This window comes from Novosphingobium sp. BL-A-41-Hi4A-0G (assembly GCF_055521735.1).
In genome coordinates this window covers 195,109-219,262 of sequence record NZ_JBVFVU010000002.1, presented here as the reverse complement: position 1 = coordinate 219,262, position 24,154 = coordinate 195,109, and the positions used below count along the sequence as shown (strand labels likewise).

The window sequence follows — 24,154 nt, the reverse complement described above, 5'->3', positions numbered from 1 at the left end:
TCCCCGTTTGTGCTTCGCAAAAACGGGGAGGATCTATGCTGCCCCGATCTCCGCCACCACCGCGCCCAGCACGCGCACCGCGTCCTCGCCCGAGAGCATGACCTGAAGCCCCCGCTGCCCGCCGTTGAGGAACACCGCGTCCCACAGCAGCGCGGTCTCGTCGATCACCACCGGCACCGGGCGCATCTGGCCGAAGGGGCTGATGCCGCCGATCTTGTAGCCGGTCAGCCGCTCGGCATCGGCCCCGCGCATCATCGCGGCAGACTTCGCGCCCAAGGCCGCCGCAACACGCTTCAATGAAACTTCGCCGTCGCTGGGCGCGATGGCGCAGGCGGGTTTGCCGTCGGCCAGCACCATCAACGTCTTGAACACTTGCGCCGGGTCCACCCCCAAGGCCTCGGCGGCAGCGCGGCCAATGCTCGTTGCGGCGGGATCATAATCGTATGTGCGCAGTTCAAAGGCGATGCCCGCCTGCTCCAGAGCCTTCGTTGCGCGCGTGACCTGTGCCATAGGGGTCGGCTTGTTGCAGAGCGGGCAGATGCGCGCCAGTGGAGAAAGAGCATGAGTGTCGCCTTCCGGCGCGAGAGCGATGACGAGCATCTCGAGCCCGCGTTCGAGATCCCGATCCCGCCGGGGCCGAACCTCGTGACGCCACGCGGCGCGACGCAGATCGCGCAGAAGCTGGCCGAAGCCGAAGCGGCGCTTGCCAATGCCGCTCAAGACGGCGTGGCGGACGAGGCCGAGATCAAGAAGCTGCGCCGCACCCTTCGCTACTGGAGCACCCGGCAAGCTACCGCCGAAGTGACCGCGCCACCGGCCGACGGCACGGTCGGCTTCGGCTGCACCGTGCGCTTCGCGCTGGGCGGCAAGGAGCGCACCATCTCCATCGTCGGTGACGACGAAGCCGATCCGGCAAGCGGCCTGATCGCCTGGTCGGCCCCGCTCGCCCGCGCAATGATGGGGGCGGAAGAGGGGGAACTGGTGGATTTCGGCGGCAAGGCCGAGGCGATTGAAGTGCTGGCGGTGGAAGCCACAGCCTGAGAAGGCGGGCGGAGCGCCACTGCGCCCCGCCCTTCAGGGTCAGAAGTTGGTGCGCACGCCCACGAACACGGTCCGGCCAATGCCGCTGACCGGGTAGGCCGAGCTGGCGATGAACGGTTCCTTGTCGGTCAGGTTGTTGACGCCCGCCGTGATCGAGAAGTTCTTCTGCACGTCGAACGTCGCCGCCAGGTTGTGGACCCAGTATTCGGGCGCCATGCCCGCCGGGCCGAACTCGGTGGCAATGCGCTCGATCTGGATCGCCGAGGCAACGGCCTGGCGGCCGATGTACTGCAGCGAATAGTTCAGGGTGAAGGCCCCACGGTTCCACGTGAACGACCCCACGCCCGACCATTCCGGCGCACCGGTTTCCTTCAGGCCCGGATTGACGAGGCTGCGGTTCACCGGATCGAAGAAGCGGTTCAACTTCTCGGTCCAGTTGGCGACCACATTGATGCCGAAGTTGTTCGCGCCAAGGCTGAAGCGGTAGTCGATCGTGGCGTCGATACCCGACGTCTCGATCCGGCCGAAGTTGATCTGCGTCTGGCGCAGGAAGTTGAAGCCGAAGGTGCTCTGCCCCGCGCTCGGCCCGTTGCGTGAGAACAGCGCGCAGAACTGGTTCGGGAACGTGTCGTTGTCATAGCAGGTGTTGACGATGTCCTGCGCCGAAACCGCGGCGATCGCGTCCTCGATGCGGATCGAGTAGTAATCGACCGAGAGCGTCAGGCCCCGGATGAAGCGCGGCTGGATCACCGTGCCCACCGTCCAGGTCGTGGCGTGTAGATTTCCGCTGAGAAGTGACCCGGTAAGGGCATAAATTTCCATTGAGAATTGACCCATGTTTGAACCCGCCCCTGGCTGACCAGTCAGGGGTATCGGGAGTGATCGACATGGATTTATTGAGTGTAATTCGCCGGTGGCGCCTTCGTGATAAGATCCCGCTTCGTGAGATTGAGCGGCGCACCGGTTTGTCGCGCAACACGATCCGCAAGTATCTGCGCGCGGATACGGTGGTGCCGCAGTTCAAGGTACCTGACCGGTCGAGCAAGCTGGACCCGTTTGCTGAGAAGCTGACGGGTTGGTTACAAATCGAGGCTGGCAAATCGCGCAAGCAGAAGCGCACGGCGAAGCAGATGCATGCTGATCTGGCCGTATTGGGCTACGAAGGGTCCTATAATCGTGTCGCTGCCTATGTGCGGGATTGGAAGGCAGGCCGTCTCTTGGCACAGCAGGCCAGTGGCCGCGGAACATACGTGCCTTTGGTTTTCCAGCCAGGTGAGGCGTTCCAGTTCGACTGGAGCGAAGATTGGGCAATTCTTGGTGGCGAGCGTGTCAAGCTGCAGGCGGCCCATACCAAACTATCACACAGCAAGGCGTTCATCGTGCGGGCCTATCCGTTACAGACGCATGAGATGCTGTTTGATGCACTGACGCAGGCATTCCGCGTGCTGGGTGGTGTGCCGCAGCGCGGGATCTTCGATAACATGCGAACTGCGGTCGATAAGATCGGCAAGGGCAAAGCCCGACAGGTCAACGCGCGCTTCACCGCAATGGCCAGCCACTACTTGTTCGAGCCTGCATTCTGCAATCCGGCCTCGGGGTGGGAGAAGGGCCAAGTCGAGAAGAACGTGCAAGATGCACGGCGGCGGCTGTGGCAGAAGTTGCCGAGCTTCCCGGATATCCATGCGCTCAATGCCTGGCTCGAGGAACAATGCATCGCGCAATGGGGTGAGATCCAACATGGCAACTTGCCCGGCACCGTAGCCGATGTACACGCCGCTGAGGTTGGTAGTCTGATGCCGCTGGGGCGGACCTTCGATGGTTTTGTCGAACACACCAAGCGGGTGTCCCCGATCTGCCTCATCAGCTTTGAACGCAATCGGTACAGCGTCCCGGCATCCTTTGCCAACCGCCCGGTCAGCATCAGGATCTACCCCGAGCGGATCGTGGTGGCGGCCGAGGGGCAGATCCTTTGCGAACATGCCAGAATCATTGACCGATCCCACCACACTGGCGGGCGGACAATTTATGACTGGCGGCATTATCTGGCAGTAGTCCAGCGCAAGCCGGGAGCACTGCGCAATGGCGCGCCATTCTTGCAGCTCCCAGAGGCCTTCAAGCAGCTGCAAAGCCAGCTCCTACGTCGTCCCGGCGGAGACAAGGAGATGGCGGAGATATTGGCGTTGGTGCTGCAACATGACGAACAGGCAGTGCTTTGCGCTGTCGAACTGGCGCTGGATGCGGGCGTCGCCACCAAGACCCACGTCCTCAATATCCTGCACCGCCTGATCGATGGTAAGGCTCCACCGGCAGCGCCGATTGACGCACCGCAGGCTTTGCGCCTTGCGCAAGAGCCGTTGGCCAATGTCGGACGTTATGATGCCCTGCGTGAGGGAGGGCTGCGTCATGCGTCATGACCCCGCCAGTGCCGCCGTTGTCGTCATGCTCAAGGCGCTGAAGTTGTATGGCATGGCCCAAGCAGTGGGGGACCTTATCGAGCAAGGCGCCCCAGCCTTCAGTGCCGCAGTGCCGATGGTCTCCCAGTTGCTCAAAGCCGAGATGGCCGAACGTGAGGTCCGCTCGATTGCTTATCAGATCAAGGCCGCCCGGTTCCCAGCTTACAAAGACCTGGCCGGGTTCGACTTCGCATCCAGCGAGGCCAACGAGGCCCTGGTTCGGCAACTCCATGGTGGCGAGTTCATCGACGGCGCTGACAACGTAGTACTGATTGGCGGGCCCGGAACCGGCAAATCGCACATCGCCACTGCGCTGGGAGTTCAAGCCGTCGAACATCACCGCAGAAAAGTGCGCTTCTTTGCCACGGTCGATCTGGTCAATGCGCTCGAACAGGAAAAAGCAGCCAACAAGGCGGGGCAGATTGCCGAACGTCTGCTCAAGCTCGATCTCATCATCCTTGATGAACTGGGCTATCTGCCGTTCAGCCCATCAGGCGGAGCTTTGCTGTTCCACCTGCTCAGCAAATTGTACGAACGCACCAGCGTCGTGATCACCACTAACCTCAGCTTCAGCGAATGGGCCGAGGTATTCAGCGATGCCAAGATGACCACAGCCCTGCTGGATCGGCTAACCCATCATTGCCACATCATCGAAACTGGCAATGACAGCTTCCGGTTCAGGGCCAGCTCTGCCTCACCAAAACCACGAAAGGAAAAATCACCAGCTTGACCCAAAACCCGCTCTGCGGGACATACCATCACCCGGGTCAATTCTCGATGGAAATACCGGGTCACTTCTCAGCGGAAATCTACATCAGGCCCTCGAAGTCCCGCTTGAGCACGTAGTTGACCACGCCGGTCACCGCGTCGGCACCGTAGACTGCCGATGCGCCGCCGGTCAGCACTTCGACACGCTCGATCAGCGCGTTGGGGATCGTGGCGACGTCGACGGTCTGCGTTCCGGCCACGCCCGAGACATGACGATAGCCATCGACCACCACCAGCGTGCGGTTCGAGCCGAGCTGGCGCAGGTTGAGCGTGGCCTGGCCGATGCCGCCACCGCCGCGCTCGATCGAGTCTGCGACCGTGCCCGAGGAAATCAGCGCCGGGATCTGGCGCAGCGTCGCCGTGGCGTCGGTGTTGCCGGCGTTGCGCAGCGCTTCGGACGTGATCGTGTTGATCGGCAGCGGCGCGGTTTCATTGGCGCTGCGCTGCAGGCGGCTGCCGGTGACGACGATGGTGCCGTCGGCGCTTTCGGCCTCGGCCGGGCTGTCGATCGCCGGTGCCGGAGCGGCAGCGTCCTGCGCGAAGGCGGGAATGGCAGTAATGGAAAGAGCGCTCGCAGTGACCAGCGCTGCGACGCGAATGGATGTTCTGGTTTTCATGATCAGTCCCCGTTTTCCGCGCCATGCCCGGCGCGGGTTGGGGGCAATCTGCAAAGCCGCCCATCGGGGTCAATTGCCCCGAAGTGCGGTTACATTCCAGAAATACTATTACAGGTGAAGTGGTGCAGACAGAACACAATGTTTCCCGCAAAGCAATACTTGCGTACTATTGGGAAACATTACGTTATCAAACCTGACTGAAGCCGCCGTCCATCACGAACTCGGCGCAAGTGACGAAGCTTGCCGCGTCCGAGCAAAGATAGACCACGCCCCCGCCCATTTCCTCCGGCCGCCCCATGCGTCCGATCGGGTGGTTGGCGACGATGCCCTGCATTGCCACCTCGCGCGATGGCACGGCACCCAGTTCGACGTACTTGTCCATGATCGAGGCCAGCATCGGCGTGTCGATCCCGCCGGGATGCACCGAGTTGACGCGGATATTGTGGCCGAGCGCGGCAAACTCTGCGCCAAGGCACTTGCTCAGCATCTTCACCGCCGCCTTGCTGGTGCAATAGGCCGCGTTGAAGGCCGCACCGCGCAGGCCGCCCACGCTGGAGAAGTTGACCACCGAAGCGCCACTCTTGCGCGCCTTGCCGCCCTCCTTCAGCAGAGGCAGCAGGACCTGCGTGCCGATGATGATCGAATCCACGTTGATCGCGTTGACACGGTGGAAATCGGAGAGCGGCGTTTCCTCGAACTTGGTGACGATGGAATAGCCCGCGTTGTTCACCAGCGCATCGAGCCTGCCGTACTTCTCCTGCACCAGCGCCGCTACGGTGCGCCAGTCGGCCTCGCTCGTCACGTCGTGCTTGAGGTAATGGTCCGCGCCTTCGATCTGCGCGTCTGCGGCAAGGTCGGTGGCGATGACGATGGCATTGGCCGCCTTCATCGCCTTGACCAGCTCGCGGCCAATGCCACCTGCTGCGCCGGTGATGACGGCGACTACGTTATCCAGAGCAATCGTCATTGTGCCGTCCATCCCCCGTCAATCACCAGCTCCGCGCCGGTCATGTAGCTTGAATCCTCGCTGGCGAGGAAGAACGCGGCCGAGGCCAGTTCTTCGGGCTGTGCCAGACGCCCGATCGGCGTTGCGCCGACCACGCCTGCGACCAGATCATCGGGCTTTTCGGCAAAGCCCTGATCGACCCAGCGCTGGAACCCGGCCTTGAGCAGCGGCGTCTCGACAAAGCCCGGATGCAGCGAATTGGCGCGGATCGGGGTCTTCTTCTGGCAGAACTCGATGGCGATGCCCTTGGTGAACAGCCGCACGGCGCCCTTGGACGCATTGTAAGCCGAAACCTCGTTCATGCCGACCAGCCCCATGATCGAGCTGACGTTGATGATCGAGGAGCCGCCGCGGAAGTCCTTGCCGCTCTCTGCCATCAGCGGCACGAAATGCTTGGTGCCGAGGAACACGCCATCGACGTTGATCGACATGATCCGCCGCCAGCTTTCCATGGAGAGCGTCTCGACCGGTCCGGTCAGGTCGATCCCGGCGTTGTTGACGAGCACGTGGCACTTGCCGTGGCGTTCCTTCACCAGCGCGACCGCACGCTCCCAGTCCTCTTCCCTGGCCACGTTGGCGCTGATGTAGCTGGCAGCCTGCCCCAGCTTGCCCATCACTTCGCGCGCGGTGTCGCTGTCCTCGGCGTCGAGGTCAGACAGCACCACTTCGGCACCTTCGGCGAGGAAACGGGTCGCGCAGGCCAGGCCAATGCCGCGAAGGCCGCCCGAGATGAAGGCAACGCGCCCCTTCAGGCGCTGTGCGGAAAGTTCCATGGTACTCAGACCCCCATCATACCGGCGGTCGTCGCGCCGTCGATCGCGTATTCCGCGCCGGAGATGAACCCGGCCTCATCGCTCGAAAGGTAGGCGACAAGGCCCGCCACTTCATTGAGCTGCGCCATGCGCTTCATCGGCGCCATGCCTTCGTACATCGCGCGCGCGGCGGCGGGATCGGGCTGGCTGTTCATGATCTGCTGAATCAGCGGCGTTTCCACCACGCCCGGCAGGATCGCGTTGACGCGGATGGCATAGCCCTGCTGCCCGCAGTGGACCGCAGCGGACTTGGCCAGCGCGCAGACCGCTGCCTTGGTCACCGAGTAGGTCACGTAATTGCCCAAGGGGCGCGTGGCGTTCATCGACGAGTTGATGATGATGGAGCCGCGCGGACCTTCGGGATTGCGCTTCATGCCCTTTATCGCGTTCTGCACGGTCAGCATCACGCCGGTCTGGTTGACCGCCACGACGTTGTCCCAGCCCTCGATGCCGACATCCTCGATGCTGGCATCGCCGCTTTCGGTGCCGGCATTGGCGAACACGATGTCGAGACGGCCTTCGGTCGACATGATCTCGTCGATCAGGCCCGGCCAGCCCGCAGCGTCCTGCACGCGCAGCTTGCGGAACACCGCGCCTGTTTCGGCGCAAAGCGCGGCGGCGGCCTCTTCCTTCGATCCGGTGAACCACACCTTGGCACCTTCTTGCGTCAGCCGCGCGACAGTGGCCGCGCCGATGCCGGTGGTGCCCCCGGTGATCAGGGCGACCTTCCCTTCAAGCCTCTTTGACAATTGCTCTCTCCCGCACAGAATCTGCGTGAATTTATGGCGTCAGTGGTTACGCGCACGCGCAGTCCGTGCAACCTATGCTTTCAGCAAGGTGACGCGCGCGCGGGGGACCGGCAAAACCGGCAGCAATGACTGAATTCTGGGTGAGGAATCGAGAAAATGGCTGACAGCGATCCCAATATGGGCGGCGGCAAGGCAAGGTGCGAAGCAATCAGCTGGCAGGAACTGCTGGCACAGGACTCGCGCCCCGCTCCGGCGATGCTCACCGAAGAGAGCTACCAGTATCGCGGCTCGGAACCGATTGCCGCCGAGCGCTACACTTCGGAAGAGTTCGCCAGGCTCGAGCGCGAGAAGATGTGGCCCCACGTCTGGCAGTTTGCCGCGCGCGAGGAGGACATTCCCGAGGCGGGCGATTACACCGTGTTCGAGAACGCGGGCCGCTCGTGGCTGATCTCCCGTCAGGAAGACGGCAGCGTCAAGGCGATGCACAACGTCTGCCTCCATCGCGGCCGCAAGCTGCGTACCGAGGACGGCACGGCGGATACCTTCACCTGCCCGTTCCACGGCTTTGCCTGGAACAAGGACGGCAGCTTTGCCGGCATGCCCTGCTCGTGGGATTTCAAGCATCTGCAGGCAGAAAAGATGGCCCTGCCCGAGGCCGAAGTCGGCCGCTGGGGCGGCTATATCTTCCTGCGTGAGGAACCGGGCGGCCCCACCCTCGAGGAATACCTCGCCCCGATCCCCGAATTCTTCAAGCGCTGGCGGCATGAGGAATGCACCACGGTGATCTGGGTGGCCAAGGAAGTCCCGGCGAACTGGAAGGTCACTGCCGAGGCCTTCATGGAAGCCTGGCACACCGTCGTCACCCACCCGCAGCTCCTGCCGTTCACCGGTGACGCCAACGCCGCCTACTGGACTTATGGCGACAATGTGAACGTCAACCATGTGCCCTTCGGCATCATGTCCCCGCACGTCGATCCCGAGGGCAAGACCCAGCAGTGGATCGTCGACGAGTTCTGCAAGTACAACGGTCGCTCGGCGGACAACTACGATGCATCGGGCGATCCCTTCGCGGTCAGCGTGCCCGAAGGCATGACCGCACGCGCTGCCCTCGGCGCGGCCATGCGCGCAGGCTATACCGCGCAGACCGGCTATGACCACGACCACGCCACCGACGCCGAACTGCTCGACGGTCTCGTCTATAACGTCTTCCCCAACTTCGCGCCGTGGGGCGGGTTCATGCCGAACATCGTCTATCGCTGGCGCCCCGGAAAGACGCCCGACACCTGCCTGATGGAAGTGCGCATCCTCGCCCGCGTCAGGAAGGGCGATCCCATGCCGCATGGCGTGCCGATGAAGCTGCTCACCCCTGAGCAGAAGTGGACCGATGCGCCCGAACTCGGCGTGCTCGGCCACGTCTTCGAACAGGACATGGACAACCTGCCCTATGTGCAGGACGGTCTCCATGCGTCGAAGACCGGCGAGGTAAACCTCGGCGACTATCAGGAAATCCGCATCCGCCAGTTCCACCAGACGCTCGACAAATATCTGAACGCATAGCGCAGACAGCCCACCCCGCTGCGACTAATCTCGCCTTCGGCTCGATAAGTCTCGCTCCCCTCCCGCAGGCGGGAGGGGTTGGGGGTGGGCATTCGAGGGCAGCGTGTGCAAAAGACATAGGCGGCAGAACCATGTCGCTGCGAGTTTGGGAGATGATGCCAAGTGAGTGAAGACAACAGCGAGATTCGCCCCCCGCGCATCGATTGCGTGTTCGTCTGTGGCGGCGTGTGGCATGACATGGACTTCGCGCGGCTCGAGATCCTCAAGCTGCTGGCCGAGGACCCGGCGATCCGCACCCGCGTGTTCGAGGATTACGAGAACATCGAGGCGATCAAGGCGGCTGATATCCTGATCACCTACACCTGCGACGTCACGCCCTCGCTCAAGGCGCAGGAAGCCCTTCGCGACTGGCTGCAGGCAGGCGGGCGCTGGTATGCGCTGCACGGCACCAACTCGGTCCTGCGCTTCCTCACTTCGGGCGAGCACAAGAACCTGTGGGACGCGCCGCGCTGGGCGCCGCTGATGATGGACCTGCTCGGCAGCCAGTTCATCAGCCACCCGCCGATCGCGCCCTATACGGTGACCGTCGCGGACCCCGATCACCCGCTGGTGCAAGGGGTGGAGCCGTTCGAAACCACGGACGAGCTCTACCACATGGAGTACCACGGCGACCTGCACGTGCTGCTCGAAACCGACTGCACCGTGGAAGGCACCGGCTTTGTCGAGGCGGCGGATGCCATTGGCAAGCATGCGGTCATGTACCTGAAGGACCACGGAAAAGGTGGCGTGCTCTACAACACGCTGGGCCATTGCCGCGGGCACTACGATCTCCAGCCCATGCTCGACTGGTGGCCCACGGTCGACCGCTGCGCCTGGGACCTGCCGGTGTTCTACGACCTGCTCCGGCGCGGCATCGGCTGGCTGAAGGATCGTCCGGCGAAAGCTTGATCCTAAGTCCAATTTAGGCGGCAAGGGGGCCGTGTCACACCTTCCGGGTAACGAATCCGGGAGAGATACAATGACCAACCTACGCCTTGCACTCATCGCTGGCGCCCTGTTGACCGCGACCGCGGCTCATGCTGGTCCGCCCGCAAATCCGCCATCCACTTGGGCGCGCTGCGCGGTGTGCCACAGCAACGCCAAGGGCGCGCCCGACAAGATCGGCCCCAACCTCTTCGGCGTCTATGGCCACAAAATGGGCGTCAAGCGCACTTACAAGTTCTCTGACGCGGTGAAGAAGTCGGGCCTCAAGCTTGACGATGCAACGCTCGACAAATGGCTGGAAAACCCGGCGAAACTCATCCCCGGCAACCGCATGAGCTTCCCCGGCATCAAGGACCCGGCCAAGCGCGCCGAACTGATCGCGTATCTCAAGACGCTGAAGTAACTTCGGAAAATCCTCCCCTTTTTCACGAAGTGCAAAAGGGGAGGTGGCAGTCCGAAGGACTGACGGAGGGGTAAGAATCCGGCCCCTCCACCACCCGCTGCGCGGGCGGTCCCCCTCCCCGTTTGTCCTACGGAAAAACAGGGAGGATCTTGGCCGGGCTTGCCACCACCAGCGCCCGGCCTGCGCCGTGCCAGCCCTCGATCCCCTCGGCCAGCCAGTGGACATTGCCGAAGCCATCGCGGGCGAGGCGGCGGGCGGCGTTCCAGCCCATCCAGCAATCGGTGCGGCAGAACAGCACCACCGGCATCCCCGGCGATCTTTCGCGCGCGGCGGCCACCGCATCGTGCAGCCCATGCCACAGCGCGACATCGGGCTGGCCGCGTCCGGTCTCGGGATGCCAGAGGGCACCGGGGATGGTCTCGTGGGCAGTCGCCAGAGTCCAGCTTCCCGTCACGGAATCGCGCACGCCCCCTTCGGCGGGGAGGACATCGATGAACAGGGCATCGACCCCCGGTTTGAGTTTGAGAGCGTCTTGAAGGGTGATGGGGGTGGCGGGTGTGGGCAGTCGATCTACCGGGGCGCGATAGCGTGCCGTGCGGTAGCCGTTGGCGTCGAAGACTTCGGCGAGAGTTGGGGGGGAGTTACCCGTTTGCCCCGCAGAGTTGCCGGGGAGTTGGAGAGCGCCAACAAGCGCCAGTGCGAGGGTCCTGATCGTGCCTGCCATGTGCCCTTCCCCTCTTGTTCCAAGGTCCAATATGACGGCGCGCCCGAAGCGGTCATAGTGGACTTTGGGAGAATGCGTGAAATGCCAAGGCTGACGATTGCCGTCCTGTCATTTGTCGTTGCCGCCAACGCGCAGGCAGCGCCAGCGGACCCGTTGAAATCGCCGATGTGGGAGCATCACGCCGCGCGGCTGTTCGGCGCCGACAAGGTCGTGTTCGACCCGCGCGTGGTCGTGCGCATCCCTGAAATCGCTGAGAATCAGCGTGTATTTCCGGTGACCGTGGACGCCCGCACCCTGCCCGACGTGCAGCGCATCGTGCTCTTCGCCGATCTCAACCCGATCCCGGTCGCGCTGGATTATCGCCCTGCCGAGGCCGAGCCCTTCATCGCCACGCGGATCAAGCTCGATCAGCGCACGCCGGTGCGGGCGGCGGTGCTGACGGCGGACGGGACGTGGCACGTGGGCGGATCGTGGATCGATGCGGCAGGCGGTGGCTGCTCTGCCCCGCCGGTGAGCCGCGTGAAGGGCGACTGGGCGGACCATCTGGGCGAAGTGCGCGGCGCACAATGGCCTGAAAAGGCGGGTGAAACACGGCTGCGCATGACCTTCCGCCACCCGATGGATACAGGGCTGGTCGAGAACATCCCGGCCTACAACATAGAGCACCTGACAATCCACGATGCGGGCGGCAAGTCTTTGGGCGAAATGCAAATTTTCGGCTCGGTGGCCGAGGACCCGGCCTTCACAGTGGTGGTCAAGGCGCGCGGTGCGATCAGCTTCGAGGCGCGCGACAGTGCGGGCCTGCGCTTCCCCGGCAAGGTCGGCGCATGAGGCTTGACCGGCGGGCTGTAGTGCTGGCGGGACTGCTGGCTCCCGCCGCCGCGTTCGCAGAGCAGTTTGCAGGCAAATACAATCCCTTGGCGCAAGCCGTCGGCGATGGCCTGTGGATGGTGCGCGGGGCGGACGAGGCGATCGGCTTTGCCAATGGCGGGGCGATTGCCAACAGCGCGATCATCGCAACAGAGGCAGGCGCGGTGCTGTTCGATCCGGGCGTTTCGCGCGAGCATGGGCTGGCGCTGGGCGCATTGGCGCAGCGGGTGACGGGCAAGGCGGTGGGCCGGGTCTATGTCAGCCACCTGCACCCCGACCATGCGATGGGCGCGGCAGCATTCGATCCCGCGATTGTCCACGCCCTGCCCGCGACCCGCGCCGAGTTGGAGCGCGATGGCGAGGGCTTTTCGGACGCGATGTACCGCCTGCTGGCCGACTGGATGAAAGGCACCGCAGTGGTCCTGCCGCAGGGCGATGTAACTGAAGGTGCGGCAGAATTTGGCGGGCGCAAGTTCCGCCTGCTCGCGCTCAAGGGCCATTCGGGCGGCGATCTGGCGCTGCTGGATGAGGCGACCGGTGTGCTGCTGGCGGGTGATCTCGTGTTCCACGACCGCGCGCCGTCAACGCCGCACGCGAGCCTGCCCGACTGGCGCAAGTCACTCGATGTCCTCGCCGCCCTGCCCCACAAGCTGCTGGTGCCGGGCCACGGCCCGCTGGACCGCGACGGCAGCGCGATTGCGCAGACGCGGGATTGGCTCGGCTGGGTAGAGGCCACGCTGCGCGATGCGGTGGCCGGGGGGCTCGACATGAGCGAGGCGGGCGAATTGCCGATTGCGCCGCGTTTCTCAGCGCTCAAGGCCGCGCGCTATGAATTGCAGCGCAGCGTCTCGCACTTTTACCCGGCGCTCGAGGCGGAGTTGTTGCCGAAGCTCTAGAACTCCGCGCGGAGCGAGACCGTCAACCTGCGCGGGGCGCCAGGGGCGTAGGCGCGGGGGTTTTCGGCGCCGGGAGCTTCGGCAAGGTCGATCTCGTCGACTTCCGAAAAGGTGCCGAAGGTGGCGTAGCGCTTGTTCAGGACGTTGCGTAGCTGGGCGACGAGGCGGATGCCCGGGGCGAGCTTTACAGCGCCGTCGAGATCGAGAACCGCATAGGCCGGGGTGCGGGCGTTGTCGTTGCCTTCGTCTCCGGCGAGGTACTGGCCCGAGCGGGCGCGCAGGGTGAAGCCTGCCGACCAGTCACGCGCTTCACGGGCGAGGCGCAGGTTCATCGCATGGCGCGGGACAGCGGGGAGCTGGTTTCCTCGCTCGACCATGATCGTGCCTTCGTCGTCAGCCGCGGGGTTGGACGGACTCGACATGGTGAAGGCATCGCGGAAGCGGGCGTCGGTGAAGGCGTAATTGGCCGACGCGTGCCAGCCATTGTGTCGCCATTCGGCAGAGGCTTCGACGCCCTGCCTGCGGGTGTGGCCGAGGTTGGCGAAATAGGCGCGGCCGCGCACGGTGGAGGCGACCATGCGGATGTCGTTGCTGGTTTCCGAGCGCCAGGCGTTGATCCGCCAGGCCAGCGCCTTGCGGGTGGCGTTGATTCCACCGTGCCAATTGCTGGCGGTGACCTGCTTCAGATGCGGGTCGGCTACGAAGAAGTTGGCCAGCGTGCACGGCGCTTCGGGATCGGCGCAGCTGAGTTCGGCAGGGGTGGGATTGCGGCTGGTCAGCGCGAACCCTGCCGTAGCGTGGATGCCGTCGGCCAGCGCATAGTCGAATTCGACCGAGGGGTTGAAGCGGCGAAAGGTGTGGTCGCCATCGAGCGCGGTGCCGAGCCGGTCGTCCATCACCACACGGTTGTGCGAATAGCGTGCCCCGGCCTCTACCGAGAGAGCGCTGGTAAGCGGGATCTGGGCGCTGGCGAACAGGGCGAGATCATCCAGCCGCGTGACAAGATCGACCGGCAGGATCGCGCCTTCTGCCGACACCAGCGGCAAGCCGAGGTCTTCGACCGAACGGTCTTCCTCGAGCTCGCCAAGGTCGGTCTGCGCGCCGAAGCTGGTGCGGGCGCGTTCCCATGTGCCGCCAAGCGCGATGCGGCGGGTGCCGATGGCAGTTTCGCGCACGTCGAGCCATTGCAGGGTTGCGCCCCAGGCACGGGTGCGCTCCTGCCCGCGATTGAACACGGCGGGCTCATCGTCTGCCGCATCGACAGCGATGGGGACGCCGTTCGAGAACAGGGGATCGGAGAAGCCGTCGTCGTCATCCTCGACGCAGAGCCGCGCCGGGCTGGCATCGCATGGACCGAAATCGGCAAGATCGCCATTGGCATTGCGGCGGTCGAGGTATTGCCAGTGGGCACGCAGTTCGATGCGGCCGGTATCGCCTCTAGCCAGCCATGGCGCTGCGACCACACGGGCAAAGCGGGTGCGGGTGGTGTCCGGCCGGGTGAACACGGCGTTGTACTGCGCATCAAGCAGTTCGACGGGGGCGACGCCGTTGCCGGTGAGGTCGGTCGATGCGCCGAGTGCGGAGAGTTCCACGCCCCAGCCATTGCCCTGATGGATGCCCTTGGCAAAGCCGCGATAGAGCTTCGAGGGGCTGGCGACGCGCCAGCCTTTGTCGCGCCGCGCCTCGAACGATACGAGCAGATTGTCCTGCGAGGTGCCGGTGCCGTAGCTGACCGCACCGCCGACCATGCCTTCGCTGTCAACGTCGCTCTGCGCCTTGAGGCCGCCAAGGCTCATCCCGTCACCGGTCTGGACGAGCAGCGATCCGGCAAGGGCATTGCGGCCAAGCACCGGGTTGGCGTCGTTGACTTGCGCGCTGACAAGCACGGTATCGGGCATGAGATCGAGCAGGACGACATCGCCGAACGGCTGGTTGAAGCGCACGCCATCGAGATAGACGGCAAGGCCCTGCTCCATGCCCTGCAGCGCGCCTGCGGAAAAGCCGCGCCAGCCCAGCGTTGCCTGCCACGGATTGCCCGCCGCCTCGCCGAGCGTCATGCCGGGGATGGCGCGTTCGAGCGCGCGGCCGAGATCGGGGCGGCCCGAGGCGTCGATGGCGGCTAGATTCAGCGCACGTGCCTCGTCGAGATCGATTGTGCCGCCCGGAGCGGTCACGACGATCTCGGGCGCTTCATCAGCAAGCGCCGGAAGCGGGGCGGCGGCGAGGAGGACAGCAATCGTACGGCGCATAGGATCAGATCTTCACGCGAAGGCCTGCCCATACCGTGCGCGGGTTGCCGAGGTCCATAGACCCGCCGGCGTTGCGCGTGACGATATCGGTATCGAACACGTTTTCCGCGCGCAGGATCAGGCTGACGCCCCTGGGCAGCGGCACTTGCGCGAAGAGATCGAGCGTGGTTGCGGCCTTGAGGCTGTCGACCTGCAGGTCGTCCTCGTACTGCTGGCCGACGTGGCGCAGCGTGGCGGCGATGTCCCAACCCGATGCAGGCGCGAGGCCGAGCGTGGCCGAGGCGGCGAGGCGCGGGGTCTGGGCGGGGCGTTTGCCGGTGAGATTCGAGGCGGCACCGTTGCGCACTTCGGCGTCGGTCCATGCCAGCGAGCCATCGAAGCGGACGATGCCGAGTTCGGCGTGGGCCGATGCCTCGATGCCCCGCGCGCGGATCTGGTCGACGTTCTGGCGCTGACGCAGGTTGGTGCCGATGGTGACGTTGGCGACGGCGTCCTCGATGCGGTTGTCGAAGCCGGTGACGGAGAGGCGCAGGCCCTTGGCGGGGGTGAGGTCGATCCCGGCCTCGAAACCCTTCTGCTTTTCGTTGCGCAGGGCGGCGTTGGCCTGCGTGGTGACCGGGAAGACGGTGAACGGGCGGTAGAGTTCGTTCAAGGTCGGCTGGCGCAGGCCGGTGTAGGCAGCGGCGCGCAGGGCGATCATGTCATTGGCGCGGAAGACCGCGCCGCCGCGCCAGGTGACGGTCCAGTCGCTCTGCGTGGCGTAATCGTTGCGACTGGTGACGGTGCCGGCGTTGTTGCGAACTTCGAAGTAGCCGTCGGCGATCACGGTCCGGTCGGCACGCAGGCCGCCGGTGAGCACGAGCGCCCCGATGGTCAGGTCGTTCTCCGCGTAGAAACCGAGGTCGGTGTTGACGCCCCCTGCCCGGCGGCGGGCGGTGATTGCGCCGGTGGCGGCGCTGATCGCGTTTTCCTTCATCGTGCCCGAGGCGCGGCGCCAGTCCACGCCGAGGCGCAGGACGTCTTTCCCGCCCATCGGCGGACGCAGCTCGAACTTGCCGCCGAGGCCTTGGGCGGGGGTGTCGTACTGGTCGAGCGTGGGTTTGAAGCTGGTGGCGGAGACGACGATGTTGTCGAAGTTGCGGACCTGGACATAGGCCAGCGCATCGAACTGCCAATCGCCGCGACCGACGAGGCGCAGGCTGGCGTCCTGCCCTTCGCTGGAGGTGGTGGCGCCCTTGAAGCGCAGCAGGCGTTCATCGCGATACACCAGGGCGCGGGCTTGCAGCTCTACCGTGTCGGTGAGCGGGGCGACGGCGCGGATCTGCGTGGACCACGATTCGTAGCGGGCGCGGACCGTGGCCGGGACGCGCTGGGCCTCAGGCGTGGTGAAGAAGCCCTTGCCGCGATCCCAGCGGCCCGAGACGACCGCGAAGCCCGAGCCGAGGCGCGGGGCGACGCTCAAGGACGCCTCGGTCTCACCGCGCTGGCTGGCGAGGAGCTGGCCATTTACGAGGCCAAGCTGGTCTGGGTCTGCGCTCTCGAGTTCGATCGTGCCCGACAGCGCGCCTGCGCCGAACGGGCCGGAGCCGCCGCCGCGCGTCACGCGGATCGAACCCAGCGTATCAGGCGTGATCGCGGGGAGCGGGACATAGCCGAAGAACGGATCGGCCATCGGCACGCCATCGAGCAGCACGAGGGCGCGGCTGGTGGCGTTGCCGCCCAATGCACGCAGGGTGACGCCCTGCGCCGAAGGGTTGGACGAGCGGCTGTCTGACCGGCGGAATTGCTGGAAGCCGGCGACCGAGGTCAGCACGTCCTCGATGCGGCCCGAAGCCGAGGTCGTGATGGCGTCGCGGCCGATTTCGACGGTGGAATAGGCGGGGGTGCCGGGGGTCTTTTCAAGGCCCTTGCCGGATACGACGATTTCGCCATCGGGCCCCTCATCCGCGAAAGCGGGGAGCGCGGTCGATGCGAGAGCGGCTGCGGCCAGGAGGCTGCAGGCACGCGAGAATCTGGTGTCGTCCATCTGCTGCGACTTTCCGGATGACGATTTGAAGACAGGTCTGTCGGCGGCGCTTTGGGAGCATTATGCGCCGCCGACAAGGGTGGACTTATGGTTAGGATGTTAAGTTTTTGAAATCCGGATCAGAAGAACAGGATTCCGCCAACCGCCACGGCATCGCTCTGTGCCTTGTTGCCCGAGTGGGCGACGGCCTTCGAATGCACGTATTCGCCGATCAGCGTGACCCATGAGGTCAGGCCGTAGCGGACCTGTCCGACGTAGCTCGAGTTGACGTCGAGCAGGTTGGGGTTGGCGACGCGGTCGGTGTTGCTGGCGTAATCGAGGTGGCTCTCGCCATAGCTTCCGCCGACCGAAACCTTGCCGAAGGTGGCGAGGGCCTGGGCGTAGAAGCCGCTGGAATCGCGCTTGGCGATGCCGGGGCCAGTCTGTGGAGCGCCGGTGTCGAACAGGCCGAGCACGGTCGTGCCGAGGCCGCTGGCGGTGTAGTAGTAACCGGTCGCGGTGACCGGGCCGACCGTCACCTTGCCGCCGAAGTCCACGCCGCTGCCGGTGTAACTGCCGCCGCCGACGATGTCATGCTTCTGGGTGATCCCTGAGACCCACAGACGCGCCACAACGTCGCCGAACTTGCCGTCATAGGTGACCTTGCCCTGGAAGCCGGGGGCGGAGTTGCTTTCCGCCGGGCCGGTAAGCGAGGACAGCGGCTGGAACACGCCGACCGAGGCCTGCAGGCCCTTGAAGCTCGGCGAGGTGTAGGTGATCTGCGGCTGGAAGTCGGTGTAGATGTACCCGACGCCGATGCGGCCCAGCGTGGTGTTGCCGGGTGCAACGTTGTTTCCGGGCGTGCCCGAGGACAGCAGGGTGATGTCGTTGAGGATCGCTTCGGACGCGAACAGGCCGATGTCGCGGCCGATCTTGAAGGTGCCGACGTTGGGCTTGCCGAAGGTCATGAAGGTCTGGCGGAAGTCGATCCCGGCGGTGGCCAGCGCGGTCGGCTGGCCGCCGTTGTTGGCGCCAAGCGCTCCCCAGGCGGTGGAGTTGATACCGGGGTACATGCCGAAGGTTGCGCCGACGTCCCAGCCAGACTGCTTGGCCGCGACCGAGACCTTGAGGAAGCCGGGGAGCAACCCGTTGCGGACCGCGCTCGAATTGTTGGCACCGACGCTGGCGATGCCGCCCGTGACGGCAGTGCGCGCGGTGGGGGTGGCGGGGTTGTCGTGAACGTAGAAGCCGTTGACCGAGCCTGCGAAGGTGATGGTTGCCGGGCCGACCTGCAGGCCGATGCCGCTATCGGTCATGCGAACGTCGCGGGTGTGATCGATCGAGGCCTGCGCGCGGGCCATTGCATCGAGCGCGGCGGCCTCGACGGCAGGCGTCGGAGCAGCAGCGGGAGAGGGCTTGTTTTCCTCGGCGAGCAGCTCGGCATATTCCTCGTCGGAGAGGATGCCCTTCTCGTGCAGGCGCTTCAGAAGTTCGGCGGTGCCGGCGTAGGCGGGCGTGGTGGCGAGCGCCATCGTGGCGAGCGCGACCGAGGCGCAAAGCGCCTTCTTCATGTTCATTTCCATCCCCTCCTTGAAAGGTCGTGTCGATTATCTGCGACTGAGCGGGGACAATGCTGCGCGGAAACAAACCGCGATATTGGACTTTGGGCGTTGGACTTTGGGATAATGACGAAGGACAGTCAGCGCCCCAGCGCGACGCCCCAGGGGCCGCCGCCTGCCGGAATCGTGGCGGTGACCTGCATCGCGGCGATGTCGACGAAGGAGACCGTATCGCTGGCCCCGTTGGCAACGATGGCGCGGGTGCCGTCAGCGGTGATGGCAAGGTGCCAGGGGCGGTCGCCGACCTTGACGTAGCCGCGAACCGTGCGGGAAGCGACGTCGACAACAGCGATGCTGTCTGCGCGACCGAGGGCCACTATCGCGGTCTTGCCGTCGGGGGTGAAGCGGATGCCGCAGGGCATGACCTTGTAGGCGGGCACGCCCGCTGGGGCGAAGGTCAGAGTCTGCTCGATGGTCTTGGTGGCGACGTCGGCGATCTGGACGGTGCCGGCCATTTCGGCAGCAATCCACACTTTCGCGCCGCTGGCCTCGAACTCGATGTGGCGGGGCCTTGCGTTGGTTTCCATCTCCTCGTCCAGGGTGCGGGTGGCAAGGTCGATCCAGGCGACGGTGTTGTCCTCCTCGCTGGTGACGAGCAGCCATTTGCCGTCAGGGCTCTGCGCGACGCCCTCGGGCTCGTTGCCGGTGGCAACCTGCCAGGCGACCTTGCGCCCCGCAAGATCGATGGCGGTGACCGCGCCGTTGTCCTCGTTGGCGGCGAAGAGCAGGTCTCCGGCATAGGCGGGGAAGAACTGTTCGGGATCAGCGCCCGATGGCAGCGTGGCGATCAGCGCGCCGGTGGCGGGATCGCGCATTTCGACCGCGTTGTCGGCACTGGCGGCGACGAGCAGGGCCTTGCCATCGCGCGTCATGGCGATGCCGCGCGGGCGCTTGCCGACGGGCCATTCGGCTTCGACTGTGCCCTTGTCGAGATCGATCACCGTGACGGTGGAGGACCGTTCGTTGCTGACATAGGCGCGGCTCGCGTGAGCAGCGGGTGCGAGCGCGGTGCCGAGCAGCAGGGCCGCAGCAATGGCTTTCAGTTTTCTCTCCATGCTGCGCACAATATTGCGGGTTAGGGATTTCTCATATGGCACCTTGGTCTTGTACCATGGTTCAATTTGCGATCGACCCGCAGCGCGATAAGCAGGGCACATCATCGGGGCGGACGATCGTCCGCACCCGTGTCGCAGAGGATGACTGATGATCAAGATATCCAAGGGCCGAGCCGCCCTGCTGGCAGCGGCTGCGCTCGCCACCGGCGCCATCGCATCGAGCCTTTCCGCCCATGGCAACGTGACGCCGCAGGCGGTCGATACCTCCGCCCTGCCCGACCTTGCCGGTGGCAACGACACGTGGGTGACGGTCAATCCCTATCGCGGCAACGAGAAGGCGCTGGAAATCGGGCAGTCGGCCTATGGCCAGAACTGCGCGCGGTGCCATGGTCTCGATGCGATCTCGGGCGGCATCGCGCCTGATCTGCGCTATCTGGAGACCGGCGACAGCGGGGACGAATGGTTCATCCAGCGCTTCCAGCATGGTTCGGCGCGCGACGGCAAGGTCTATATGCCGCCGATGGGCGAAGTGCTGGGCCAGAAGGCCGGTTGGGCGATCCGGACCTGGATCGAATCGAAGCACACCGACGAGTGAACCGGCGTTCATTCCTGCAGGCCCTCGCCCTGAGCGCGCTGGCCGCGTCGTCCAGCGCCTTTGCCGCGCCGCTTGAGAAGGTCAAAGACCTCGGAGTCCTTCGGGTCGGACTCTATGCGGACAACCGGCCATGGTCGTGGGATCAGGGTGGCAAGGTGGCGGGCATCGACGCCGACATCGCACGCGCCCTGGCTGAAGCGCTGGGCGTGCGCGCCGATGTCCAGCTGTTCTTCGCGGGCGAGGACATATCCGACGACTTGCGCAACGTGGTCTGGCGCGGCGGGCTGCTCGGCTTCCAGCCCTGCGACGTGATGCTGCACGTGCCGTTCGAGCGACAGCTGATGCAGGCCGAGGACAACGTGGTGTTCCTCGCGCCCTATTACCGCGAGACGTTCGGCGCGGCCTGTTCGCGTGATGGCGGCAATTGCGAGGCGGTTCCGGCCGCTTTCAAGGGGCGGCCGATCACGGTGGAGCTGGCCTCCATCCCCGACTTTTATTTGCTCGGCCATGCAGGCGGGGTGCTGGCGAAGGATCTGGTTCACGTGCCCACGGGCTACGATGCCGCAGCGGCGCTCGCCGATGGCAGCGCAGAATTCACCGTGGCGACGACCGCACAGATCGAGGCGGCAGTTGCCGATCATGCCGACGCCGGGATCAAGGTGCGCAAAGGCCCGCTGCCAATGATGATGTCTCCGGGCTGGGACATCGGCATCGCGGTCAAGGAGAACTCGCGCAATCTCGGCTTCCGGCTTGAGGAGATCCTTGAGCAGATGGTCGCCGACGGGCGGATGGCTGCGATCTTCAAGGCCCACGGCGTGACCTGGAAACCAGCGCTTTCCGCGCAATCCTGAAGATTTGCTTCGGGCCTGAACCGCAAGGGCAGGCAAACGGGGGGGACGGGAACACCGACTGCGACCGGTGTTCCCCGAACCGTTTTTGCTGCACTTGTTTTGCGCAACATTTTTCGCGGGGGAATGCCCACCCCCAGCCCCTCTCGCCTGCGGGAGGGGAGGTGATAGAACTGCGCCTGTTTCCCCGTGCCGCAGGCGGAAGGTGTCGGGGGTGGGCCTGAGGCACAACTCCTTATCCCAAGGTTCAATTGTGTGGCATGCTGCAACCGATAGGCTCACTTCGACGATAGGGGATCAGTGGCGAACCGGGGGGATTCCCGCATGACCGCACTCCATCGCAAAACAAGACCCCATAACAGGAGGGACAGGATGAAGCGGCGTTTTTCAATCGTGTTGGCAGGCCTTGCGGCCGCAACCAGCCTTACGGCAGCACCGGTACTTGCCGGTGGACCGACCAGCGCGGACATCGTCAACGATGCGGCCACGCCCGGTGACGTGATCAGCTATGGCATGGGTCCGCAGCAGCAGCGCTTCAGCTCGCTCGACAAGATCAATGCCGAAAACGTGAAGGGCCTCGTGCCGGTGTTCGCGGCATCGCTTGGAGGCGAGAAGCAGCGCGGCCAGGAATCGCAGCCGCTGGTCTATGACGGCACGATCTACGTGACCGGCTCGTACTCGCGCCTGTTTGCGTTCGATGCGCGCACTGGCGAGAAGAAGTGGGAATACAACGCCCGCCTGCCCGACGGCATCATGCCTTGCTGTGACGTGGTCAACCGTGGTGCCGCCATCCATGGCGACAAGGTGATCTTCGCCACGCTCGACGCTCACTTGATTGCGCTCGACCGCAACACCGGCAAGGTCATCTGGAACAAGAAGCTGGCCGACTATCAGGCGGGCTATTCGGCCACGGCTGCGCCGCTGATCGTCAAGGACATGGTCATCACCGGCAACTCGGGCGGTGAATTCGGCATCATCGGCGAAGTATCGGCGCGCAATGTCGATACCGGCGAGCTGATCTGGACGCGCCCGACCATCGAGGGCCACATGGGCACGCTGGCTGGCAAGCCGAGCACCATGACCGGCAAGCTCAATGCTTCGTGGACCGGCGATCTGTGGAAGACCGGCGGCGGCGCGACCTGGCTTGGCGGAACCTACGACCCGGAAACCAATCTGCTCTACTTCGGCACCGGCAACCCCGGCCCGTGGAACAGCAACCTGCGCCCTGGCGACAACCTTTACACCGCATCGACGCTGGCGATCGATCCCGATACCGGCGAGATCAAGTGGCACTACCAGACCACGCCGCATGACGGCTGGGACTTCGACGGGGTGAACGAGTTCATTCCGTTCGATGCGACGATGACGGTCAAGGGCAAGCAGGTACCGATGAAGCTCGGCGCCAAGGCTGACCGCAACGGCTATTTCTATGTACTCGACCGCACCAACGGCAAACTGGTCGGCGCGAGCAAGTTCGTGATGCAGACCACGTGGGCCGACGGCATCAACCTGAAGACTGGCCGCCCCAACTTCATCCCCGCCAACCGTCCGGGTGCGCCTAACGGTGCGGAAAAGGGCACGACCGTGTTTGCCAGCCCGTCGTTCCTTGGCGGCAAGAACTGGATGCCGATGGCCTATTCCAAGGATACCGGCCTGTTCTACGTGCCCTCGAACGACTGGGGCATGGACATCTGGAACGAACCCATCGCCTACAAGAAGGGTGCGGCCTATCTGGGTGCGGGCTTCACCATCAAGCCGATCGCCGAGGACCACATCGGTGCCCTGCGCGCGATGGACCCGGTGACCGGCAAGATCGTGTGGGAATACAAGAACAAGGCTCCGCTGTGGGGCGGCGTTCTGGCCACGCGCGGCAATCTGGTGTTCACGGGTACGCCCGAGGGCTACCTCATGGCGTTCGACGCCAAGACGGGTGCGGAGCTGTGGAAGTTCCAGACCGGGTCGGGCGTGGTCGGATCGCCGATCACCTGGGAGCAGGACGGCGAGCAGTATGTCGCCGTGATGTCAGGCTGGGGCGGCGCGGTGCCGCTGTGGGGCGGCGAGGTTGCCAAGACCTTCAAGGAAATCAGCCAGGGCGGTTCGCTCTGGGTGTTCAAGCTGCCGAAGTAACTCTCCCCGGAGCGCCAGACCATACCGCAGGTCTGGCGCTCCACCCCCTCCCCGGGTAGATGACAATGATCAATACCGCCGCACTAACCGCATTCGCAGACGATAAGGGGAGCGCTGCCGTGGCAGAAGTCGGATCTCCGGAACGCGTGCTGATCGTTGATGACCATTCGCTGGTGCGCGATGGCTTGCGTTCGATCTTCGACGATGCCTTTCCGAACTGTGCGATCCTCGAGGCGGACAGCCTGGAAGCGGCCTTGAACACGCTGGCGGCAGAGGGTGATGTCGATCTCGTCCTGCTTGACCTCAACATTCCCGACGTTTCGCATCTTTCCGGACTTGAGGCGCTGCGTGACCGCTTTCCGGCGACGCCGGTGGTGATGGTCTCGGGCGTGACCGACCGCAAGGTGGTGCGCGATGCGCTGGCGGCGGGTGCGGCAGGCTTTGTGCCCAAGAGCCTCAAGCGCGCGGCGATCCTCGATGCGCTACACCAGGTGCTGTCGGGCGAAATCTACATGCCCGAACTGGAAGGCGATGACAGCGCGGCTGCCGAGGAAGACCTGATCCGCAGCCGGATCGACAGCCTGACCCCGCAGCAGCGCGTGGTGCTGGGGCATCTCGTCGCCGGGCGGCTGAACAAGCAGATCGCCTATGAACTCGACGTCTCGATGACGACGGTGAAGGCGCACGTATCGGCGATCCTGCAGAAGATGAACGTCTTCTCGCGCACGCAGGCGGTGATCATGGCCGGCAAGATCGGCTTCAAGGGGTAACCTTTC

General features: G+C 64.8%; 23 protein-coding genes. 12 read left to right on the top strand and 11 right to left on the bottom strand.

Features of this window, described 5'->3' with window-relative positions:
- Positions 1-33 precede the first annotated feature (33 nt).
- Positions 34-510, bottom strand: a complete 477-nt coding sequence (gene ybaK / locus ACZ1JX_RS18680) for a Cys-tRNA(Pro) deacylase (RefSeq protein ID WP_465126847.1) — start codon at positions 508-510, stop codon at positions 34-36.
- A 51-nt stretch (positions 511-561) separates the two neighbouring features.
- On the opposite strand from ybaK, the gene ACZ1JX_RS18675 reads away from it, so the two are divergent.
- Complete coding sequence (locus ACZ1JX_RS18675) at positions 562-1,041, top strand: GreA/GreB family elongation factor (protein WP_465126846.1); 480 nt, start codon at positions 562-564, stop codon at positions 1,039-1,041.
- Between the two features lie 39 nt (positions 1,042-1,080).
- Here the strand turns inward: ACZ1JX_RS18675 and ACZ1JX_RS18670 are convergent, their stop codons facing one another.
- A complete protein-coding gene (locus tag ACZ1JX_RS18670) occupies positions 1,081-1,878 on the bottom strand; it encodes a TonB-dependent receptor domain-containing protein (RefSeq protein ID WP_465126845.1) in 798 nt (265 codons plus the stop codon).
- Positions 1,879-1,928: 50 nt separating this feature from the next.
- Here ACZ1JX_RS18670 and istA point away from each other — a divergent pair, with 50 nt between their 5' ends.
- Both istA and istB read left to right on the top strand, forming a co-directional pair.
- A complete protein-coding gene (gene istA, locus ACZ1JX_RS18665; RefSeq protein WP_277788710.1) occupies positions 1,929-3,455 on the top strand; it encodes an IS21 family transposase in 1,527 nt (508 codons plus the stop codon).
- Positions 3,445-4,224 carry an IS21-like element helper ATPase IstB gene (istB, locus tag ACZ1JX_RS18660; protein ID WP_086740912.1) on the top strand — a complete coding sequence of 260 codons (780 nt, stop codon included), beginning with the start codon at positions 3,445-3,447 and terminating at the stop codon, positions 4,222-4,224. The genes istA and istB overlap by 11 nt, the downstream gene beginning before the upstream one ends.
- Positions 4,225-4,303: 79 nt before the next feature.
- Here istB and ACZ1JX_RS18655 read toward each other — a convergent pair whose 3' ends face one another.
- The 4 genes from ACZ1JX_RS18655 to ACZ1JX_RS18640 all read right to left on the bottom strand — a co-directional run bounded on the left by ACZ1JX_RS18655 (position 4,304) and on the right by ACZ1JX_RS18640 (position 7,446).
- Entirely contained in the window at positions 4,304-4,879 is a 576-nt protein-coding gene (locus ACZ1JX_RS18655) for a TonB-dependent receptor plug domain-containing protein (RefSeq protein WP_465126844.1), read from the bottom strand.
- A gap of 187 nt (positions 4,880-5,066) precedes the next feature.
- Positions 5,067-5,846: an SDR family NAD(P)-dependent oxidoreductase gene (locus ACZ1JX_RS18650; protein WP_465126843.1), complete on the bottom strand. Its 780-nt coding sequence runs from the start codon at positions 5,844-5,846 to the stop codon at positions 5,067-5,069.
- Positions 5,843-6,658, bottom strand: coding sequence for an SDR family NAD(P)-dependent oxidoreductase (locus tag ACZ1JX_RS18645; RefSeq protein ID WP_465126842.1), 816 nt, complete (start codon positions 6,656-6,658; stop codon positions 5,843-5,845). The genes ACZ1JX_RS18650 and ACZ1JX_RS18645 overlap by 4 nt, the downstream gene beginning before the upstream one ends.
- A 5-nt stretch (positions 6,659-6,663) precedes the next feature.
- Positions 6,664-7,446, bottom strand: coding sequence for an SDR family NAD(P)-dependent oxidoreductase (locus ACZ1JX_RS18640; protein ID WP_465126841.1), 783 nt, complete (start codon positions 7,444-7,446; stop codon positions 6,664-6,666).
- A 156-nt stretch (positions 7,447-7,602) separates the two neighbouring features.
- On the opposite strand from ACZ1JX_RS18640, the gene ACZ1JX_RS18635 reads away from it, so the two are divergent.
- The 3 genes from ACZ1JX_RS18635 to ACZ1JX_RS18625 all read left to right on the top strand — a co-directional run bounded on the left by ACZ1JX_RS18635 (position 7,603) and on the right by ACZ1JX_RS18625 (position 10,390).
- Positions 7,603-9,003 (top strand): aromatic ring-hydroxylating oxygenase subunit alpha, encoded by a 1,401-nt coding sequence (locus ACZ1JX_RS18635; protein WP_465126840.1) that lies wholly within the window; start codon positions 7,603-7,605, stop codon positions 9,001-9,003.
- A gap of 162 nt (positions 9,004-9,165) precedes the next feature.
- Positions 9,166-9,951, top strand: a complete 786-nt coding sequence (locus tag ACZ1JX_RS18630) for a ThuA domain-containing protein (RefSeq protein WP_465126839.1) — start codon at positions 9,166-9,168, stop codon at positions 9,949-9,951.
- 70 nt (positions 9,952-10,021) lie between these two features.
- Entirely contained in the window at positions 10,022-10,390 is a 369-nt protein-coding gene (locus ACZ1JX_RS18625; protein ID WP_465126838.1) for a c-type cytochrome, read from the top strand.
- A gap of 127 nt (positions 10,391-10,517) precedes the next feature.
- Here the strand turns inward: ACZ1JX_RS18625 and ACZ1JX_RS18620 are convergent, their stop codons facing one another.
- Complete coding sequence (locus tag ACZ1JX_RS18620; protein ID WP_465126837.1) at positions 10,518-11,114, bottom strand: rhodanese-like domain-containing protein; 597 nt, start codon at positions 11,112-11,114, stop codon at positions 10,518-10,520.
- Between the two features lie 81 nt (positions 11,115-11,195).
- Here ACZ1JX_RS18620 and ACZ1JX_RS18615 point away from each other — a divergent pair, with 81 nt between their 5' ends.
- A complete protein-coding gene (locus tag ACZ1JX_RS18615; RefSeq protein WP_465126836.1) occupies positions 11,196-11,945 on the top strand; it encodes a quinoprotein dehydrogenase-associated SoxYZ-like carrier in 750 nt (249 codons plus the stop codon).
- Complete coding sequence (locus ACZ1JX_RS18610; protein ID WP_465126835.1) at positions 11,942-12,880, top strand: quinoprotein relay system zinc metallohydrolase 1; 939 nt, start codon at positions 11,942-11,944, stop codon at positions 12,878-12,880. Before ACZ1JX_RS18615 ends, ACZ1JX_RS18610 begins: the two co-directional genes overlap by 4 nt.
- On the opposite strand, the gene ACZ1JX_RS18605 is transcribed toward ACZ1JX_RS18610, so the two are convergent.
- The 4 genes from ACZ1JX_RS18605 to ACZ1JX_RS18590 form a co-directional block, all read right to left on the bottom strand.
- A complete protein-coding gene (locus ACZ1JX_RS18605) occupies positions 12,877-15,129 on the bottom strand; it encodes a TonB-dependent receptor (protein WP_465126834.1) in 2,253 nt (750 codons plus the stop codon). The two genes, ACZ1JX_RS18610 and ACZ1JX_RS18605, sit on opposite strands and share 4 nt — an antisense overlap.
- 4 nt (positions 15,130-15,133) lie before the next feature.
- A complete protein-coding gene (locus ACZ1JX_RS18600; RefSeq protein WP_465126833.1) occupies positions 15,134-17,155 on the bottom strand; it encodes a TonB-dependent receptor in 2,022 nt (673 codons plus the stop codon).
- A gap of 119 nt (positions 17,156-17,274) precedes the next feature.
- Positions 17,275-18,705, bottom strand: a complete 1,431-nt coding sequence (locus tag ACZ1JX_RS18595; protein ID WP_465126873.1) for a porin — start codon at positions 18,703-18,705, stop codon at positions 17,275-17,277.
- A 128-nt stretch (positions 18,706-18,833) separates the two neighbouring features.
- A complete protein-coding gene (locus ACZ1JX_RS18590) occupies positions 18,834-19,808 on the bottom strand; it encodes a PQQ-dependent catabolism-associated beta-propeller protein (protein ID WP_465126832.1) in 975 nt (324 codons plus the stop codon).
- Positions 19,809-19,956: 148 nt separating this feature from the next.
- On the opposite strand from ACZ1JX_RS18590, the gene pedF reads away from it, so the two are divergent.
- From pedF to ACZ1JX_RS18570, 4 genes are all read left to right on the top strand, one after another.
- Entirely contained in the window at positions 19,957-20,403 is a 447-nt protein-coding gene (gene pedF, locus ACZ1JX_RS18585) for a cytochrome c-550 PedF (protein ID WP_465126831.1), read from the top strand.
- On the top strand, positions 20,400-21,254 hold the full coding sequence (locus ACZ1JX_RS18580) for a substrate-binding periplasmic protein (RefSeq protein ID WP_465126830.1): 855 nt from the start codon (positions 20,400-20,402) through the stop codon (positions 21,252-21,254). Before pedF ends, ACZ1JX_RS18580 begins: the two co-directional genes overlap by 4 nt.
- Positions 21,255-21,623: 369 nt before the next feature.
- Positions 21,624-23,378: a methanol/ethanol family PQQ-dependent dehydrogenase gene (locus ACZ1JX_RS18575; protein ID WP_465126829.1), complete on the top strand. Its 1,755-nt coding sequence runs from the start codon at positions 21,624-21,626 to the stop codon at positions 23,376-23,378.
- A gap of 65 nt (positions 23,379-23,443) precedes the next feature.
- Positions 23,444-24,148 carry a response regulator gene (locus ACZ1JX_RS18570; RefSeq protein WP_465126872.1) on the top strand — a complete coding sequence of 235 codons (705 nt, stop codon included), beginning with the start codon at positions 23,444-23,446 and terminating at the stop codon, positions 24,146-24,148.
- Positions 24,149-24,154: the final 6 nt, after the last annotated feature.